This window comes from Paenibacillus sp. FSL H8-0283 (assembly GCF_045040675.1).
GTDB classification, from domain to species: domain Bacteria; phylum Bacillota; class Bacilli; order Paenibacillales; family Paenibacillaceae; genus Paenibacillus; species Paenibacillus amylolyticus.
In genome coordinates this window covers 4,755,554-4,771,125 of record NZ_CP150295.1, presented here as the reverse complement: position 1 = coordinate 4,771,125, position 15,572 = coordinate 4,755,554, and the positions used below count along the sequence as shown (strand labels likewise).

At 44.1% G+C, this 15,572-nt stretch carries 19 protein-coding genes and 3 tRNA genes; 18 read left to right on the top strand and 4 right to left on the bottom strand.

The window, feature by feature from the left end:
• Positions 1–15: 15 nt before the first annotated feature.
• The 9 genes from MHI52_RS21210 (at position 16) to MHI52_RS21170 (ending at position 4,775) form a co-directional block, all read left to right on the top strand.
• Positions 16–207: a hypothetical protein gene (locus MHI52_RS21210; protein WP_047843730.1), complete on the top strand. Its 192-nt coding sequence runs from the start codon at positions 16–18 to the stop codon at positions 205–207.
• A gap of 71 nt (positions 208–278) precedes the next feature.
• Positions 279–352 (top strand) — tRNA-Met (locus MHI52_RS21205).
• Between the two features lie 56 nt (positions 353–408).
• A tRNA-Ile gene (locus MHI52_RS21200) sits at positions 409–482 on the top strand.
• Between the two features lie 188 nt (positions 483–670).
• Positions 671–1,093 carry a hypothetical protein gene (locus MHI52_RS21195; protein WP_036614795.1) on the top strand — a complete coding sequence of 141 codons (423 nt, stop codon included), beginning with the start codon at positions 671–673 and terminating at the stop codon, positions 1,091–1,093.
• Between the two features lie 236 nt (positions 1,094–1,329).
• Complete coding sequence (locus MHI52_RS21190; protein WP_405157588.1) at positions 1,330–2,886, top strand: tetratricopeptide repeat protein; 1,557 nt, start codon at positions 1,330–1,332, stop codon at positions 2,884–2,886.
• A 139-nt stretch (positions 2,887–3,025) separates the two neighbouring features.
• Positions 3,026–3,205: a hypothetical protein gene (locus MHI52_RS21185; protein WP_405157587.1), complete on the top strand. Its 180-nt coding sequence runs from the start codon at positions 3,026–3,028 to the stop codon at positions 3,203–3,205.
• Positions 3,206–3,381: 176 nt separating this feature from the next.
• Positions 3,382–4,056 carry a hypothetical protein gene (locus tag MHI52_RS21180; RefSeq protein WP_405157586.1) on the top strand — a complete coding sequence of 225 codons (675 nt, stop codon included), beginning with the start codon at positions 3,382–3,384 and terminating at the stop codon, positions 4,054–4,056.
• Positions 4,057–4,172: 116 nt separating this feature from the next.
• Positions 4,173–4,286 carry a YjcZ family sporulation protein gene (locus tag MHI52_RS21175; RefSeq protein WP_081746033.1) on the top strand — a complete coding sequence of 38 codons (114 nt, stop codon included), beginning with the start codon at positions 4,173–4,175 and terminating at the stop codon, positions 4,284–4,286.
• 159 nt (positions 4,287–4,445) lie between these two features.
• Positions 4,446–4,775: a DUF1904 family protein gene (locus tag MHI52_RS21170; protein WP_036614785.1), complete on the top strand. Its 330-nt coding sequence runs from the start codon at positions 4,446–4,448 to the stop codon at positions 4,773–4,775.
• 41 nt (positions 4,776–4,816) lie between these two features.
• Here MHI52_RS21170 and MHI52_RS21165 read toward each other — a convergent pair whose 3' ends face one another.
• The gene (locus MHI52_RS21165) at positions 4,817–6,040 is read right to left on the bottom strand and encodes an MFS transporter (RefSeq protein WP_405157585.1); all 1,224 of its coding nucleotides are present in this window, start codon (positions 6,038–6,040) and stop codon (positions 4,817–4,819) included.
• 140 nt (positions 6,041–6,180) lie between these two features.
• Positions 6,181–6,369: a DUF6199 family natural product biosynthesis protein gene (locus MHI52_RS21160; RefSeq protein WP_051447369.1), complete on the bottom strand. Its 189-nt coding sequence runs from the start codon at positions 6,367–6,369 to the stop codon at positions 6,181–6,183.
• Positions 6,370–6,682: 313 nt separating this feature from the next.
• Between MHI52_RS21160 and MHI52_RS21155 the strand changes: the two genes are divergently transcribed.
• Both MHI52_RS21155 and MHI52_RS21150 read left to right on the top strand, forming a co-directional pair.
• Positions 6,683–7,831 (top strand): ATP-binding protein, encoded by a 1,149-nt coding sequence (locus MHI52_RS21155; RefSeq protein WP_405157584.1) that lies wholly within the window; start codon positions 6,683–6,685, stop codon positions 7,829–7,831.
• Positions 7,832–7,940: 109 nt separating this feature from the next.
• Positions 7,941–8,423: a NucA/NucB deoxyribonuclease domain-containing protein gene (locus tag MHI52_RS21150; protein ID WP_315372938.1), complete on the top strand. Its 483-nt coding sequence runs from the start codon at positions 7,941–7,943 to the stop codon at positions 8,421–8,423.
• A 194-nt stretch (positions 8,424–8,617) separates the two neighbouring features.
• Here the strand turns inward: MHI52_RS21150 and MHI52_RS21145 are convergent, their stop codons facing one another.
• A complete protein-coding gene (locus tag MHI52_RS21145; RefSeq protein WP_017687353.1) occupies positions 8,618–8,842 on the bottom strand; it encodes a hypothetical protein in 225 nt (74 codons plus the stop codon).
• Positions 8,843–9,049: 207 nt separating this feature from the next.
• Here MHI52_RS21145 and MHI52_RS21140 point away from each other — a divergent pair, with 207 nt between their 5' ends.
• Together MHI52_RS21140 and MHI52_RS21135 are read left to right on the top strand one after the other, a co-directional pair.
• Complete coding sequence (locus MHI52_RS21140; protein WP_127550767.1) at positions 9,050–9,499, top strand: general stress protein; 450 nt, start codon at positions 9,050–9,052, stop codon at positions 9,497–9,499.
• A gap of 236 nt (positions 9,500–9,735) precedes the next feature.
• Positions 9,736–9,821 (top strand) — tRNA-Leu (locus MHI52_RS21135).
• Between the two features lie 331 nt (positions 9,822–10,152).
• Here the strand turns inward: MHI52_RS21135 and MHI52_RS21130 are convergent.
• Entirely contained in the window at positions 10,153–10,371 is a 219-nt protein-coding gene (locus MHI52_RS21130) for a helix-turn-helix domain-containing protein (RefSeq protein WP_390925961.1), read from the bottom strand.
• 287 nt (positions 10,372–10,658) lie between these two features.
• Here MHI52_RS21130 and MHI52_RS21125 point away from each other — a divergent pair, with 287 nt between their 5' ends.
• The 5 genes from MHI52_RS21125 (at position 10,659) to MHI52_RS21105 (ending at position 15,521) form a co-directional block, all read left to right on the top strand.
• Positions 10,659–10,976, top strand: a complete 318-nt coding sequence (locus MHI52_RS21125) for a PadR family transcriptional regulator (protein ID WP_127550772.1) — start codon at positions 10,659–10,661, stop codon at positions 10,974–10,976.
• Complete coding sequence (locus MHI52_RS21120) at positions 10,973–11,515, top strand: HAAS signaling domain-containing protein (RefSeq protein ID WP_405157583.1); 543 nt, start codon at positions 10,973–10,975, stop codon at positions 11,513–11,515. Before MHI52_RS21125 ends, MHI52_RS21120 begins: the two co-directional genes overlap by 4 nt.
• 144 nt (positions 11,516–11,659) lie before the next feature.
• Positions 11,660–12,307 (top strand): DUF4097 family beta strand repeat-containing protein, encoded by a 648-nt coding sequence (locus tag MHI52_RS21115; protein WP_405157582.1) that lies wholly within the window; start codon positions 11,660–11,662, stop codon positions 12,305–12,307.
• 23 nt (positions 12,308–12,330) lie between these two features.
• On the top strand, positions 12,331–13,107 hold the full coding sequence (locus tag MHI52_RS21110; protein ID WP_127550779.1) for an ABC transporter ATP-binding protein: 777 nt from the start codon (positions 12,331–12,333) through the stop codon (positions 13,105–13,107).
• A gap of 2 nt (positions 13,108–13,109) precedes the next feature.
• Entirely contained in the window at positions 13,110–15,521 is a 2,412-nt protein-coding gene (locus MHI52_RS21105; RefSeq protein ID WP_405157581.1) for an FtsX-like permease family protein, read from the top strand.
• Positions 15,522–15,572 lie beyond the last annotated feature (51 nt).

The following is a 15,572-nucleotide window of genomic DNA, read 5'->3' as shown; positions in this document are numbered from 1 at the left end:
AAAAAGCAGGAATAAATGACGACTCCGGAAAGGACGAGCGGTATGCACTGGGTATATTTCAGCAAGTTGTATGCAACCAAATTTCAGGCAGGATGTCTGGCCAAACGTATGGAGCAGGATGGGTGGATTTACGGTCATAATGAACCAGCGGAAGTAGAAGTTTATCGATCACGTAAAGGACGTTATGGTGTACGTTTTATTCCCTGACATTACCCCTTGACTTATTGGGATAGAATGGTGTATATTAATTAAGTCGCTGTTTTAATATTTCTTACTGACGCGGGGTGGAGCAGCCCGGTAGCTCGTCGGGCTCATAACCCGAAGGCCGCAGGTTCAAATCCTGCCCCCGCAATTTAGTTTCACTTGGATGATTCACAGCCATCATCTGCACGTTATACATTATGTCTAGGGCCCTTAGCTCAGTTGGTTAGAGCGGTCGGCTCATAACCGATTGGTCACAGGTTCGAGTCCTGTAGGGCCCATACTCTTAAAACCCTTGCCTAGCAAGGGTTTTTTTCTGTCTGCATGTAAGCTCTGGAGTAAAAGGAAAAGGTATCTTGTTAATGGTGTCTTTCTAGTATGCCCTTTTTTTCCAATAACGATGTATGTCCATGCCATATCTCAAATCTCGCATATACTACCTTATCCCAACCCATAGGAGGTAGATTTCATGAGTCAATTTCTTGATGCAAGAACATCTCAGAATGCGAGTTTGGCTAACTCTATTGCAATACCAATCCTGGTTATTAATACACCACAATTATTCGGCCAGATTGGTCTGCAAACAGCAGGAGCAGGGGCAAACCCACGGGTACAATTCAAAGGAACGGTGTCTGTGCAACTTCCTTTGGCACTCGTTGGTGTAACCATTACAATTGTTAGGGGGACTTTGGCTACGGACCCTGTGATCTATTCCGCAACGTCTACGTTTAGCTTGAGTGTCCTTGCACCTCAGATTATTACGTTCTCTGCAGATGACTTCAACCCGCCTATCACACCTCAATTGACGTACACTGCATTTATCAGTTCCAACTTGCTCGGTACGATCCGTGTAGGCCCTGAGAACTTTGATGGAGCTGTATATTCCGACTAATGTTGAGCATCCTTGCCTAAGTAAACTAGATCAATAGTCTTCTTAATTGAAAGGCCTCAAGGACCTGCCCTAAAAAGCAGGTTTTTTTCCTGTTGAAGGGGAAAACTGAACTTCATCGAGTAGGTAGGGTTCTATGATATAATGCATTACAGAGATTGAATGGTATTGGACATCAAATAATACGTGATCATCTGAGAAACGTATGAAATTAGTGATAGAAAGCAGGTTTCCGTTTAATGACGTCAAATGAAAGTCAACGTTTTCGTTACAGTGAAGCTCCGGTCTGGGATTGGCAGAGAGCTTATTATGAGCAGAAGGGGCTACAAGCTTGGACAGAGAACCAAGTCCCTCAATATATTACGAGTAATCCGTTGATTGCCACGGCGTATGCAGAGATGATCTTTGGCTTTCTTCAGGACCTCTCGAACAAAGGAAAGATCAGCCAGACCGTAACCATTCTTGAACTTGGAGCGGGTGTAGGGCGTTTGGCACATCAAGTTCTCCTGAAACTGATTGAGTTAAAAGAATTTGCTGGAATACAGTTACCGCCTTTCAGATATGTGATGACGGATCTCGTAGCGGAGAATGTGCTAGGTTGGCAGGAGCATCCATCCATGCAATCCTTTATTCAACAAGGTATATTGGATTTTGCGCGTTTTGACGCTGTAGCGGATACGGAATTGAATCTGGTCGTTGCAGGCACGGTTATTCAGCCCGGTGATCTGAAACAACCGTTGTTGTTGATTGCTAATTACTTTTTTGACAGCATTCCACAGGAATTAATCTACATTGGGGATGGCGAGATCTATGAGTGTGATCTGCTTGTACAGTTTCCGGATCGTCGTCTTGATCTTGAGCCCGCTGAGATGCTGAAGAACATGACACTGAGTTATGAGTATCGCCGAGCGCCGGAATACAGTGCGGATAACTATCCATATCAGGAGCTTATTACATTGTACAAAGAGGAACTGGAGGATTCGCACATTCTTTTCCCTGCAATCGGGTTGTCCTGTCTCGAACGGTTGAACAAGCTGTCACAGTCAGGTTATGTGTTGATTACCGCTGATAAAGGGGATCATCGCCTGGATAACTGGAAGTTCGCAGAGCCACCAGAATTTGTTCTTCACGGGAGTTTTTCTCTAACGGCTAACTACCATGCCATTCAATATGTTCTTGAACAGCAGGGCGCTCATACACGATTCACAACACATCATTATAAAGATCTGAATGTTGGGTGTATGTTGATGGTTGAAGAATCCATCAGTTATGTGAACACTCGTCTGGCCTACCATCGATTTGTTGAACGTTTTGGTCCGGATGACTTTTTCAGCATGAAACAATGGGTAGACTCTCGAATAGAGAGTATGGAGTTAAAGCATATTTTGCCGTTTTGGCGTCTGGGTGGATATGATGCGGAGTTCTTGATTCACAGTGCTACTCACATTTCCAGTCTTCTTCCTGATGCAAGTGATGAGGAAATGCTTGATATTCAGTCTGGTATTCATACGATGTGGTCGTCCTACTATGTGATGGAGCAGCAAGGAGGTCTCGCATTTCTGGCAGGGCAGCTGTTATATGAGATGTATATGTATGAGGATGCAAAACGGTTTCTGGAGATATCGTTGGTTGCAGACCCGAGTAACCATAATCCAGCCGTCTTATACGATTTGGCTGTGTGCTGTTATGAACTTGAACTGGAAGAAGAAACCCTGTCATATACCCATAAAGTATTGGCTTTGGAACCTGATCATGAAGAGGCGGCAGCGTTGCTCCAGAGTTTCGAGTTGATATGAACGGAACAATTGAAGTCCTGTCTCCTATATGTCTAGAAATACTGATGGTTGTATATAAAATTGAAACTTAATTGGGTTGTAATCGTATTAATGGGATATTAAACCAATCATCTGTTTAAACAGAAAAGGAGACAAAGCTATGAAGAAAATGTTATCCATTGCATTATATCCACTTGCTTGGGTACTGGGGGCACTGAGTATCTTATCTGGAAATGCAAATAGTGCAGCAGGCAGCGCCCTCTTTGTGAAAGATATCGCCACAGATCGAAGCTATGATGGGCAGGCCATCTATGATAGTATTGAACATAGAAATGCCTAACTACATATCATTCAACTGTAAAGGTAATTGTTTCACCGAGCAATAACATGAGAACCAATTACTCTTGAAGCGAAGTACGGTGAGCAGGAGTTCTGTTCTGTTCGTGCAACCTTTAAGCCGGTTTCGTACCTTATTCAGGTATGAACCGGCTTTTATTTATGACTGGGGGATACCAGATGAAAATTATCATTGGACAACCGAGGCTCGAACAGCATTTGTTACAGCTTGAAGCCGAACTCAAGCAACACCCTGATGCGGATATATTGGTTTTTCCTGAAGGTTATCTGAACCAAAATGTTGAGGAAGCTTGCAGGTTGGCGGCTGAATATGGGACCATGATTGTCTCAGGTCATCGCAGACTGGACGAACGTCCAAAGGACCGATCAATTATCATCAGTAAGGCTGGAGAGGTTGTATTGGAGAAAGCTAAATATACACCTGCTGAGACGGCTCAGGAACAGGGTTGGGTAATAAGCACTTTGTTGTGTGATGAGCTGGTCCTGCAAGGATTTCGCAATGAGAATATAGGGGATGTGGACATTGTGATGCATTCCATTGGTGTGGGCATGTTCAGTGAAGAGCAGTACAGTGAGTGGGTCGAAGAGGCTCGGCAGATCGCCTTGAAGCATCAATGTATTGTCATGGGGACAAGCCATGCGGATGGTTCGTACCGTGATAGCGAGATCTCCATTCCAATCGCCTATTGCATAACACCTGATGGAGAGGTTGTTCTGGCATCCCGAAGTGATACACGTACTCGTACAATCCTTCTGGACAGAGGAAATACAGACCCTTTACCTCAGGAGTCACAAGAAAAACAACTGAAAATTTCCATAGCCCCATCCGGTTAAATCAACGGGTATGAATCCCGGATGAATGGGCTGTTGAACTTGCCGATTCGCCCGGTCACTTGCACGGAATACGCATATGTTATGGCATACCTTGAAATTCAAAGGAGGCCAATCAAATGAGTCAAGTTGGATACGGTTGTTGTAATACTGGTGGCGGATGGACTTCTACAAGTGCAATTCTTGTGCTTTTCATCCTGCTCGTGATCATCACAAAATCTTTCTGGCTGTAAGTCACGTGTAGAAACGTGCAAACAGTGGCTCCGCTGAGACTTCAGCGGGGCTTTTCCTGTTTATAAGAAACAACATATGCCATCCATGACATTTGACAACTGAAAACAATGTGCTTAAAATCACATAAGAGACTATTAACAGAGATTGAAGGGATAGCAATGCCGTTTATTCGCTTTAAAGGATTCACAGGTCCTCAGCTAGAGGAAGTTGTACCCCAAATTACAGAGCAGATGGCCCTAATTACTCATATTCCAAGGGAGAGAATGAAGGCAGAGCGTCATGATGTACAAGCGCTAACACCTTCTCCGGCTTCTATAGAGATTCTGATGTTTCAACGTGACCAGGAGATTCATAATCGGATTGCATCGTCGGTGCAAGCTATTTTGGAAGAAGCATATATGCCGGATGTGCACATTTTCTTCAATATATTGTCACCTACTTTGTATTATAAAAAAGGCAAGCCGCTTACAGATTATCGATTGGATTGAGATTGTGAGGGACGAGCAGAATGTTGCTCGTCTCTTTTGATTTACATATTTTTCGTATGTTTAGCAATGGGATGGTTTCTGTGAACTCTGCTCAACGATAATGAGCATATCGCAGATACAATAAACAAGGCTGCACCGATAAGGTATACCCACCGAACGCCCAGTTGATCGGCGACTAGACCAAAGATAACTATGGATACACTCATAACCGTGGATATCAGGACGCCATGGGTGGCGTATACCTTGGTTAGGGATTCGACAGGTACACTGTTCTGAAGCGCTGTCTGCTGAGCCACATCACGAATCTGATTAACTGGACCCATCAGTATGCATAACACCAGAGCGAGCCATGGCAGGTTGTTTAGACCATAAACGACGGTCAGAAGGCTGAAGAGAAGAGAACCCATGGTCATACTAGCGATTAGATGCTTCTGAATACGTTTGGCTAGTGCAAGAGCCAGGATACCTCCAAGCATGGTTCCAGCAGCGTAACTCGAGTTCATGAGTCCCCACCAACCTTCTCCTCGTCCCAGAGCTTCTTTTGCAAAGGCCAGCGTAACAGCTCCGATCCAGATGGAACCCGCAAGTGCTTGGGCAATGTCCATAAGCGTAATCAGCCGTAAGGATGGATTCTTCCAAAGTATACTCCAACCTTCCCTCAATACATTCCGCGATACAGCAGATTTCTGAGGTTGTTCTACATTCCGTGTGAGCGAGCCCATGGCAATCATGAAGATCAGAACGGCCCAGGACAGGCTTGTAGCTGCCCAGAAGGTCTGTGACGCCCCCCAGTTCATCACGGCGAATCCCGTCATGGTGTAACCGACAATGGTTACAGTCTGATTGGAGAAAGATAGTAGGCTATTTGCTTTTATAAGGTCTTCACCTTGAACCAATCGTGGCGTTAAAGTCTTCAGTAACGGAGTTTCCCATCCGTCCAAGAAGGATAGTACAATCACTCCGAGCAATAGAAGCGGCAGTTGTGAAATCAAGTGATTCAACGAAATGGCTATACAGGTCATGATTAATGTTTTGGCTATGGAAATGCTGATCAATAGTCTGGAGAATGGGAAACGGTTCACAAGTAATGGCAAAGTGAGACCGGCTATTATGCGTGCAATGATCTGAATAAGTGGAAACATTGCAGCAGAGAGTACCGATCCAGTGAGACCGTATATAAATGTAGTAATGACCATGATATATATGACATTAATAAGCGAGAGCAGCGTTTTGGCGGCCCAGTACGGATAAAATGCGATGTTCATGCCAATGATGTCCTTTCCGAAACGATATATCTATATTACGGGCATTGTCATCATTGCACCACAAACAAAGTTATCATTTTCCCGTCATTTCATCACAAAAAAACTGCCCAACAGGGCAGTTATCTTCTAATGCCTATAGTTCATGCCATAGCAAGTGTGAAGGCGATAAGCAACATCAGCAGGCTGGTCGTTCTGACCATAGTCATATAAGGCCTGCTGGGTTCGGCTTCGCCCCGGGAAATCCAGCCATAGCGCAGATACCAGCCAAATTTTGGGAAACAGAGATTGATGATACAGAGTACCATGAATATAAAAAAGAGGGTTCTCATACCCATCTTCCTTTCTCACTTACATAACGGATCTTATTTTAACGTTTGCGTCTGGTAAAAAAGACTACAATCAAAATAATAATGATGATAATTAACAGAAATTTCATGTATGTTCCTCCTGGTGAGTAGTTAGGTTATTGTGGAATGTTAGTTATCAACTATTACCCATAAACCACATGACTTGAATAACTATGTTACAATTAAAATATATTGATTTAATATCAACACATTCCGACTGGTTAGTTTTCTCTCCTTATAATGTACGATTGCAGAATAGATAAACATTAATGTGTGTGAGATCAAGGAGGAAGGCATGAGCCAACATAATCAACTCTCATTACAATGGGAATTTATCATCTCGAAAGTGAAATCCTCCGTGACGGTGGTCGATGCTACCTTGCCTGAGCTTCCGCTCATGTATGTAAACGAACACTTTACCCAACTGACAGGATACACGTATGAAGAGTCTGTCGGACACAATTGCCGATTTTTGCAAGGGCAGGATACAGACCCCGAAACGGTAACGCAGATTCGTGATGCGTTAAAGAAACAACAGTCCATTAAGATTGATATTTTAAATTATACAAAAAGTGGTCAGAAGTTCTGGAACGAACTGAATATTGATCCGATCTTTAATGAATCCGGAGAGTGTTTATATTTTGTAGGCATTCAATACGATATTTCAGAACGGAAGTATGCCGAACAGCAGTTGAAGTTTGCAACTTCCATGGCTGAGATGAACAGCAGAGGGCAATTGGAATTCATCGGCAAGCTGAATCACGAGCTTCGTACCCCGCTTAACGGTATTATGGGCATGATCGAACTTGCCAGTATGGGTGAAACTACGGATGAGCAGAAAGAATATCTGGAGCTAGCACGTCAATCAGGTGAGGCTCTGCTGAACATCATTAACAATAGCCTGGATATGGCGAAACTGGGCAGAGGAAAAATGGATGTCGAAAACATTGAGTTTCAACCCCTGAAGCTGATTCAACAGATTGTAAAGACACATGAACCTGCGGCACGGAATAAACAAATTCGTTTGCTCTGCCATGCTGATCTGAATGTTCCTGATGTGCTTATCGGTGATCCGCTAAGACTTCGGCAGGTACTGGATAATTTGCTGAGTAATGCGATCAAGTTCACGGAACAAGGTGAAGTGCAGTTACAGGTGGATGTGAGGCAACAACTGATGGATACCGTTGTATTGGTATTCTCTGTATGTGATACGGGAATTGGCATTCCTCAGCATCAGATCGAACAATTGTTTGATGCATTTACCCAGACCGACATCTCCCATGCGCGCCGATTTGGCGGAAGCGGTCTTGGACTGACCATCTGCAAAGAACTGCTGGAACTGATGAATGGTCAGATTTCGGTGGAGAGTACAGAGGGGAAAGGTACACAGTTTGAGGTGACACTGCCCTTGCTGCGCCAACAGGCCATTCCCAATGTAGGATAATCAATCAAGCAGAACAGCCGGGCGGTCTCGGCTGTTTTTTTATTGTATTGGATTGTTTTACGAACGGGCGTTCTGTTATAATGCAAGTGTTGAATGGGGGAGACACAGCATGAGTAAGAGACGCACAAGAAGAAAACGTAAAGGTAAACAAGGTTTCAAAAAGCAGGTTCTGACGCTGGTAGCAATGCTGCTGGTAGCCCTCTACGCCTGGGCTGGGGGAGAATGGCCCGAGGAGATACCTAATCCATTCGGTGGGACTAATAAGAGTGTAGACCATACCATTACGTTCCCTTCAGAGCGTTATCCCGAAACAGCCAAACATATTAAAGCTGCTATCAAGGCAGGGCATTCGGATGTATGCACCATTAATCGTAATGGAGCGGAAGGCAATCGGGATCTATCACTTAAGGGTGTTCCGGTCAAAAAAGGTAAGGATCGTGACGAGTGGCCCATGGCGATGTGTGCTGAGGGAGGAACAGGTGCAGATATCAAGTACATTACCCCGAAGGATAATCGCGGTGCAGGTTCATGGGTAGGGAATCAGTTAAGTACATATCCGGATGGAACACGAGTGAAGTTTGTAGTGAAGTAACAACAGGATATGGTTGGGCAGAAATAAGGATTGTAAGGCCTTTGTTGTGAGGTCAGTGGCAGCGTGGTACAGGATAAGTAGAAGAGAAAAACCAGACGTGCATGCGTCTGGTTTTTTGGTGTAAAGTGCTGGCATAAATAGATCTAGTTAACGTATCTATACGGGAACTGGAGTTTCTAGGATTACAGAGCCGACTAAACGAGTTGCATTCCGCTTAAATGATGAGACCGGATGCTTAACAGACGCGTAACATGTTCCACCTCATCAAACGGTATCCACAGACTGCCGTGGACCGTACGTAAGGAAAGAATGGATGTATCAGCGGTACGCTCGGGAAATCCGGTTACCGTCTGACCGCTTGTATTACGAACCATGATCTGTTGCTTGCGCCGGATGGCAATTTCTACCTCTTTTTTCATAAGTCATTGCTCCTGATTATGAGATGTTAAATCCATATGTCAATGTTTTCAATGGTTAATTTGTCTTCTTTATCTAGTCTATCAGAACTAGGTATAGATTTCCAGAAGAGAAATCAACATTCTTCTAGGTGATTTGTCTTAGCTGTGGATGATCCGTTTTTGAATGGGGATTACGGGGTTATATTAGGGTAAAAGGAGGGGAACGGAATGACACAATTGATTATTGGGCTGGCCCGTACCGAGAACGAGGCTATAATTATGCTGAATAAGGTCAAAGAGGAAGGCATCAAGGATAAATATTTGGGAGCGGTGGCGAAGGAGCAGCTTAATCTGGAGCTGGTGAGCGAAAAGACGGGGCTGCCCAAACCTTTGAAGGGTGCCGGAACAGATGGTGCCTTTGGCGCTCTGAAAGGCATATTGGCTGGTCTGGGGAAGCGAATGGATCAGACGATGTCGATCGGAAATGCAGTGCGTAGACTCGCTGGTAATGAGATTGGGAGTGAGACCGATGATTTGGTGCTTACACTGACTGAAGCGGGGATCTCGGAGGAGGATGCGCGGTATTACGAAGATTGGCTGTTAAAGGACCATATCTTGGTTATCGTGGAGTGCAGTGAGGAAGAAGCGGCTCGTGTTCAACCTATTTTACTTTTTTAGTTTAATTTAAGGCTGATTTTAGGTTTCTTTAATGTTGGGGAGGTATTCTTATCTCACACCTCCCTTAATATAGATTGGTTTACCGGAAGTCCGGGACCGCAACTCGGACTTTCTAGGCACTGTGAGCTGACGCTTGCAGTGCCTGTTTCATTTTTTTTATTATTTTTAATAAAAGTGTTGCAAAGTTAATTAGTTCATGGTAAGATATTTCTTGTCGCCAAGAAATACATAATCCTGCCGGGGTGGCGGAATTGGCAGACGCACAGGACTTAAAATCCTGCGGTAGGTGACTACCGTACCGGTTCGATCCCGGTCCTCGGCATAACTAGGTTTATTCCCGATAGACAGTGTTAAATGGACGATAATTATCGTTGGGTTCTGTGTACTTGTAATGAAGCATTTGCAGGTACACAGGATTCGCGCAAACACACTCGAAGCACTCCACCGTAAATTGCGGAAGGGGTGTTTTTTGTTGTGGTGAGAATTACGAAAGTTAGTGTAGATAATCGTGGGAAGCGGCGTAGCGCGGTTCCTCGATTATAAGCGTGCTGAGGGGTTAGCCGAGCAGACGCAGAGCGACTATACGCGGCACGGCTTTATTCGGAAGTATCCGAGCGCTTGGTCAACGGCAGATAGACTTGCGGATGCGGCCTTCAAGTATCTGGCGGAAGATAAACGCATTGCTCTTGTTCGGCGGTCAGAAAAGGCCGACGTCCAATAGGTGGTTCGAGTCGCAGACCGTGGATTCCCTCTCTGCGATAGGCGTTTATGTAATTGTAGACGGTGGAAAGTGAACATCCGATGAACTTGCTGATGTCCTTTTTGGACACTCCATGAAGATTAAGCAAGATCGTTTGATATCTTTCGTGCATTCGCAAGTCCTGGTCGCTATGATGGCTGTCTTCATTGCCAAAATTTCAGGATTGTTCGGTCTTCATTAAGGAGTTTTGATAGTTTCACTTGTCGTACCTCACAGGCTCATAGGGTAATGATTTTACGATATACGACATTGTTTCCGCTGTCCAAAAATATACCCAGAAAATGGAGTCAAAGGGAAAAATATTGACAGGTACCTTGCAATAAACGGTAGTAGGTGGTAATATTTGTATTAACAGCTACTGTTTATTGCTCAGTACTAAATAAAGCGTGGTGAAAAATTATGAATGTTCAATTCAAGAAGGGTGTGTTGGAGCTTTGTGTTCTTGTTTTAACATCAAAAAAGGACCGTTACGGATATGAGTTAGTTGAACAGATATCGCAAAAATTTGAAATAGCGGAGGGAACCATCTATCCGTTGTTAAGAAGACTGGCTTCGGAAGGATTATTTTCAACCTATTTATCCGAATCGGATGAGGGACCTCCCCGCAAATACTATAAGATTACCGATGAGGGAAGGAAAGTTATGAACAAAATGATTGAAGAATGGAACGCTTTTGCCGTAGGAGTGCAGGAAATGATTGGGGAGGGATCGGATTGAATAAAGAAGCCTATCTAAATGAATTGGCACAGTATCTGAAGCTGCTTCCTCCTGAGGAATATACTGATATTATGGCTGAATTCAGGGAACATTTTGAGTTTGCCAAATTAAGCGGACGGTCTGAAGCAGAGGTGATCTCCAAGCTGGGAAATCCCCGATTGGTTGCTCGTGAAGTACTTGCCCAGTCTCAAATTGCAAAGGCGGATAAATCGCCTACGCTCTTAAGCGTAACTAAAGCGGTTTTGGCAACAGTGAGTTTAGGATTGTTCAACTTAATTATCGTTATGCTGCCATTTGTCGCTTCTTTAGTTATCATTGCCGGGGGATTCGGCTTTGCAATTTTCTTAATCATTTCGCCGATCTTATTCATTATTCAGAATCAGTCGGTCGCGTTTTTCTTCAATGATATTTTTCTTATGCTTGTCTTGGTCGGTGGAGGAATTTTGATAGTCATTGGAGCATTAAAATTTACCCGAATTTATTACAATCTTGTTATCAGGTATCTGAAATATAATTTGAAAGTCATAAAAAGGATGTGAGCTATATTGAAAAATAGATTCCGGAACTTAACCAGACTTGCTCTTCTACTGATCGTTATCGGAGTAATTGGAAATGTAGTGCTGTATATGTTAGGAAAGTCGCCATTCAATTTGGGTGAGATTTCTACTGAACAAAATGTTCGGATGGACCAGACAACAAACGTCCTTATCCATACAGAAACAGGGACGGTAGATGTGGTGCCAATTAAGGGACATGAAATCAAGGCAAATTTGGAGGGAAAGACAACAAAGCAGTCGCTGAAGGATTACCGGCTGGATATCACTCAGGATCAGGGACAAACCAGAATTGAAGTTGTTCAGGACAGCAAATTCCGTTTCTTTGATATCTATACGAACCTTAAACTCACGATAGGGATTCCTGAAACCCAGTTAAACCAGCTGCAGGTTGTGACTGACACAGGAAATATTTATGTAGGCTCCGTCTTGGCGAGCGAATATCGGGTGATAAGCGACACGGGTTCTATAAAGATGGATATAAAAGAAGGGGTAATAAACGCAGAAACAAATACGGGAGCAATCACTGCTTCTTTTGTTAACATAAGTCAAAATATCCGTGCTACATCTGATACGGGAGATATTCTCATCCAAACAGCTGAAGCTCCCCAAGCACTCCGCACCAAATTGTTTGCGGATTCTGGAACCATTAAGGTGACACTGCCGAATTATCAGGATGGTTATATCGGTGAGGGAGGCCCATTGGTAGAACTTATCTCCGACACCGGCAATCTTGAGATCAAACAGAATTCAGGCGAATATCAGGAAGAAAAATAAGATTAATTTTAGGGGGCGTCCTTTTGATAACACAAAATTCCAAGAAAGAAACTTTAATCAAGACGGTTGATTTATGCAAAGTCTACACCTCGGGAAATGAACAGTTTCTCGCAGCTAAAAGTATTAATCTTGAAGTATATAAAGGTGACTTTACGGTTATTATGGGCAGTTCGGGCTCGGGTAAATCTACGTTATTATACCTCCTCAGCGGCCTAGATGGAATCACTTCCGGAGAAGTGATTTTCAAAGGAGAACGAATTGATGAATATTCAGAAAAGGAAATTACGGATTTCAGGTCCAACAAAATCGGCTATGTGTATCAATCGATCAATTTGATTCCTGATTTCACATTGCTTGAAAATGTTGCTTTCCCGGGGTACGTGGCTGGCCGCAGCAAAAAGGATGTGAATAAACAAGCATTAGACCTGTTGAATAGGATAGGGATCGGGGCTCAAGCAGAGCGCCTGCCATCCCAAGTATCTGGAGGCCAACAGCAGAGAGCAGCTATTGCCAGAGCCTTGATCAATTCCCCAGAAGTGATTTTTGCGGATGAGCCAACAGGGGCATTAAGTCAGGAGCAAGGTGCAGTTATTTTGGATCTTTTGACCGAAATGAACCAGAATGCTCAATCGATCGTTATGGTGACGCATGATATAAAAGCTGCATGCAGGGCGGATCGGTTAGTTTTGGTCAAAGACGGAAACATCGAAGGGATATTGGAACTGGGCAAATATTCCCCGGATGAATTGAAAGCAAGAGAAAACCAAATATTCATTTTTATGTCAGGTAAGGAGGGGTAGGGATGTATGCAGCATGGAAACTATGTTGGACGAACCTGAAGCATAAAAAAGTTCAAAACAGCTTCATTGCAATCATCATCATGCTGGCAGCCCTGCTCCTTTCAACGGCTGTGTCGGTTCTTAACAACACAAATCGTATGTATGAGAGTATGCATGATCAGTCCCATGGCGCCCATCAAATATTGCGGATGGAGAACGGCATCCATGATCCGATCCAGGTACACAATTGGTGGGAGAAGCAGAAAGGCGTCATTGTTTCGGATTTAATGCGGTACCGCTATCTGTCTAGTATGTCTCACGCTGGAGAAGAGATCCCTAATGTTGACTTATTCATGATGGATGCGCCAAGCGGACCTTTTCCCGTCGACCGGCTGCAGTTTGTAGAAGGAGAAGAAAAAAGCACACCGGAAGAAGGAAGCGCCTGGATTCCCACCTCTCTGGCTTATCCCAATGATATTCATGTTGGGGATCCGATTGAATTTAAGACGGACGAAGGGGTTATCCAGTTGAACGTTGCGGCCGTCGTCGTGGATATTTCATACTGTTCGCCATTTGCTACGAGCGGGAGAATCTGGCTGAATCATCAGGATTATAATAAAAATATGACCACATTGCCGGGCGACGATAAGTATATGACCGGATTGCGGTTTGATGACTACAGCCAAAACAGGGCCTACTGGGAAAGATTTGAACAGTCTCTCGGGACCCCCTATCTGGAATCGGTTAAAGACTTCGAGAGCTTGTCTTCGTATTATATGATTGCGAACCAGGTCATCAGTTTCATTATGATATTTCTTGCAGTCGTCATGATCTCTGTTGCCCTTTACACCTTGGGATTCACGATTTCCGATGCTATTCTTTCCAGCTACAGGACGATCGGGATTATAAAATCCGTTGGATTATCTTCCAGCAGAGTAATTATGGCTTATGTAGGGCAATATACCCTCTTGGCGCTCGTTTCGGTCATCCCGGGGATTCTGGTCAGCAATATCCTCTCAGGTACAATTATTGCAAATTCCATGGCTTATCTCAACACAGGGTCATCAAGTATGAATGGGCTGTATTCAGTAACAGGCATTTGGACTGGCGCGGCTGTAGTAGCGGTTATCTTCCTCTCTGCCCTGCTGTTTTCTAATAAGGCGCGCAGTGTCGAGCCCGCACAAGCCGTTCGTTATGGCATGTCGGAGAAGGCGTATTCCCAAAAATCAGGAGGGAGTGGAACATGGAAACGAAAGCTCCTCCAGAAAGGCGCTCTTCCGACTTCTATGATTATCGGGCTAAGAAGCGTCACGAAAAATATTCGGGGTTCGCTGCTGATTGTTCTGATATCGGCTTTGTCCACCTCTGTACTCGTTTTTGGTTTCCTGTTTGTATACAGCATTTCGTCCATACATGGAACCATTGCCAAATGGGGCTATGATTCGGCCGATCTGTCCGTAAGAATCGATAATCCAGCCGAATTGACCTTTGAACAGCTTAAAGAAGAGGTTCTTTCGGATCCGAGAGTTAAGAATTACTCACGTTACGGGGATGCAAATGCGGTATTGCCGATGCCTCAGGAGTCTGGGGTTGAAATGAAACAGGATACGATGGGGATATTACTGACGGTGGCTGATGGGAACTATGATGAAATTGGCTATGAAAATGTGGAGGGTCATAACCCAGTTTCTGACAATGAAATCTCGGTCGGTGTGAATGTTGCAAGAACTCTGGGCATCAAGTCAGGCGACTCATTGGACATTTACATTGAGGGTGAAAAACATACTCTGACAGTCACCGGAATTTACCAGGCGATCGCGAACATGTCCAATACGGGGCGAATTACCGCTGACGTCATCAGAAAAAGTAATCCAGACTATGGAAGTGCGATGAACACAACATTTCTTAATCTGCATGAGGGAACTTCAGTTGATCAATTCGTGAATGAATTGAATCAGCGATATGGAAGTGTAATCTGGATAGCAAGTCAGGCTACGCTGGTTGATGAGGTATTCTCCCAGGCTGTCACGATCATCGTACTGCCAATGTCGGTCATGGCGCTATTGTTTATCGTCATTACGTTTGTTATCATATACAGTATTTGCCGAATTAACATGAAGAAAGAGAGCCGTACCTACGGAATTTACAAGTCAATCGGTATGACATCCCGTCAAATCCGATTGTCGGAAACCACTGGAATCCTTGTCGTATCGGGGATCGGTGCGCTGGTCGGAATTCCATTAGGTTTAGTAGGACTCCCCCCTCTGCTTAACTTTATATTGGCAGATTACGGAATTGTTGAAGTTCCACTGATTATGAACGGTGGAGGGATAGCCTTGATGATACCTCTAAGCATCATCGCTGCTGGTCTAGGTTGTTGGGCAGCATCCAAATCTATTCAAACTACATCTCCTCGGCTTTTGACGATGGATTAATAGAAAAAGGGTGTCACAAAAAGCCATGAAATGGCTGCTTGTGACACCCTT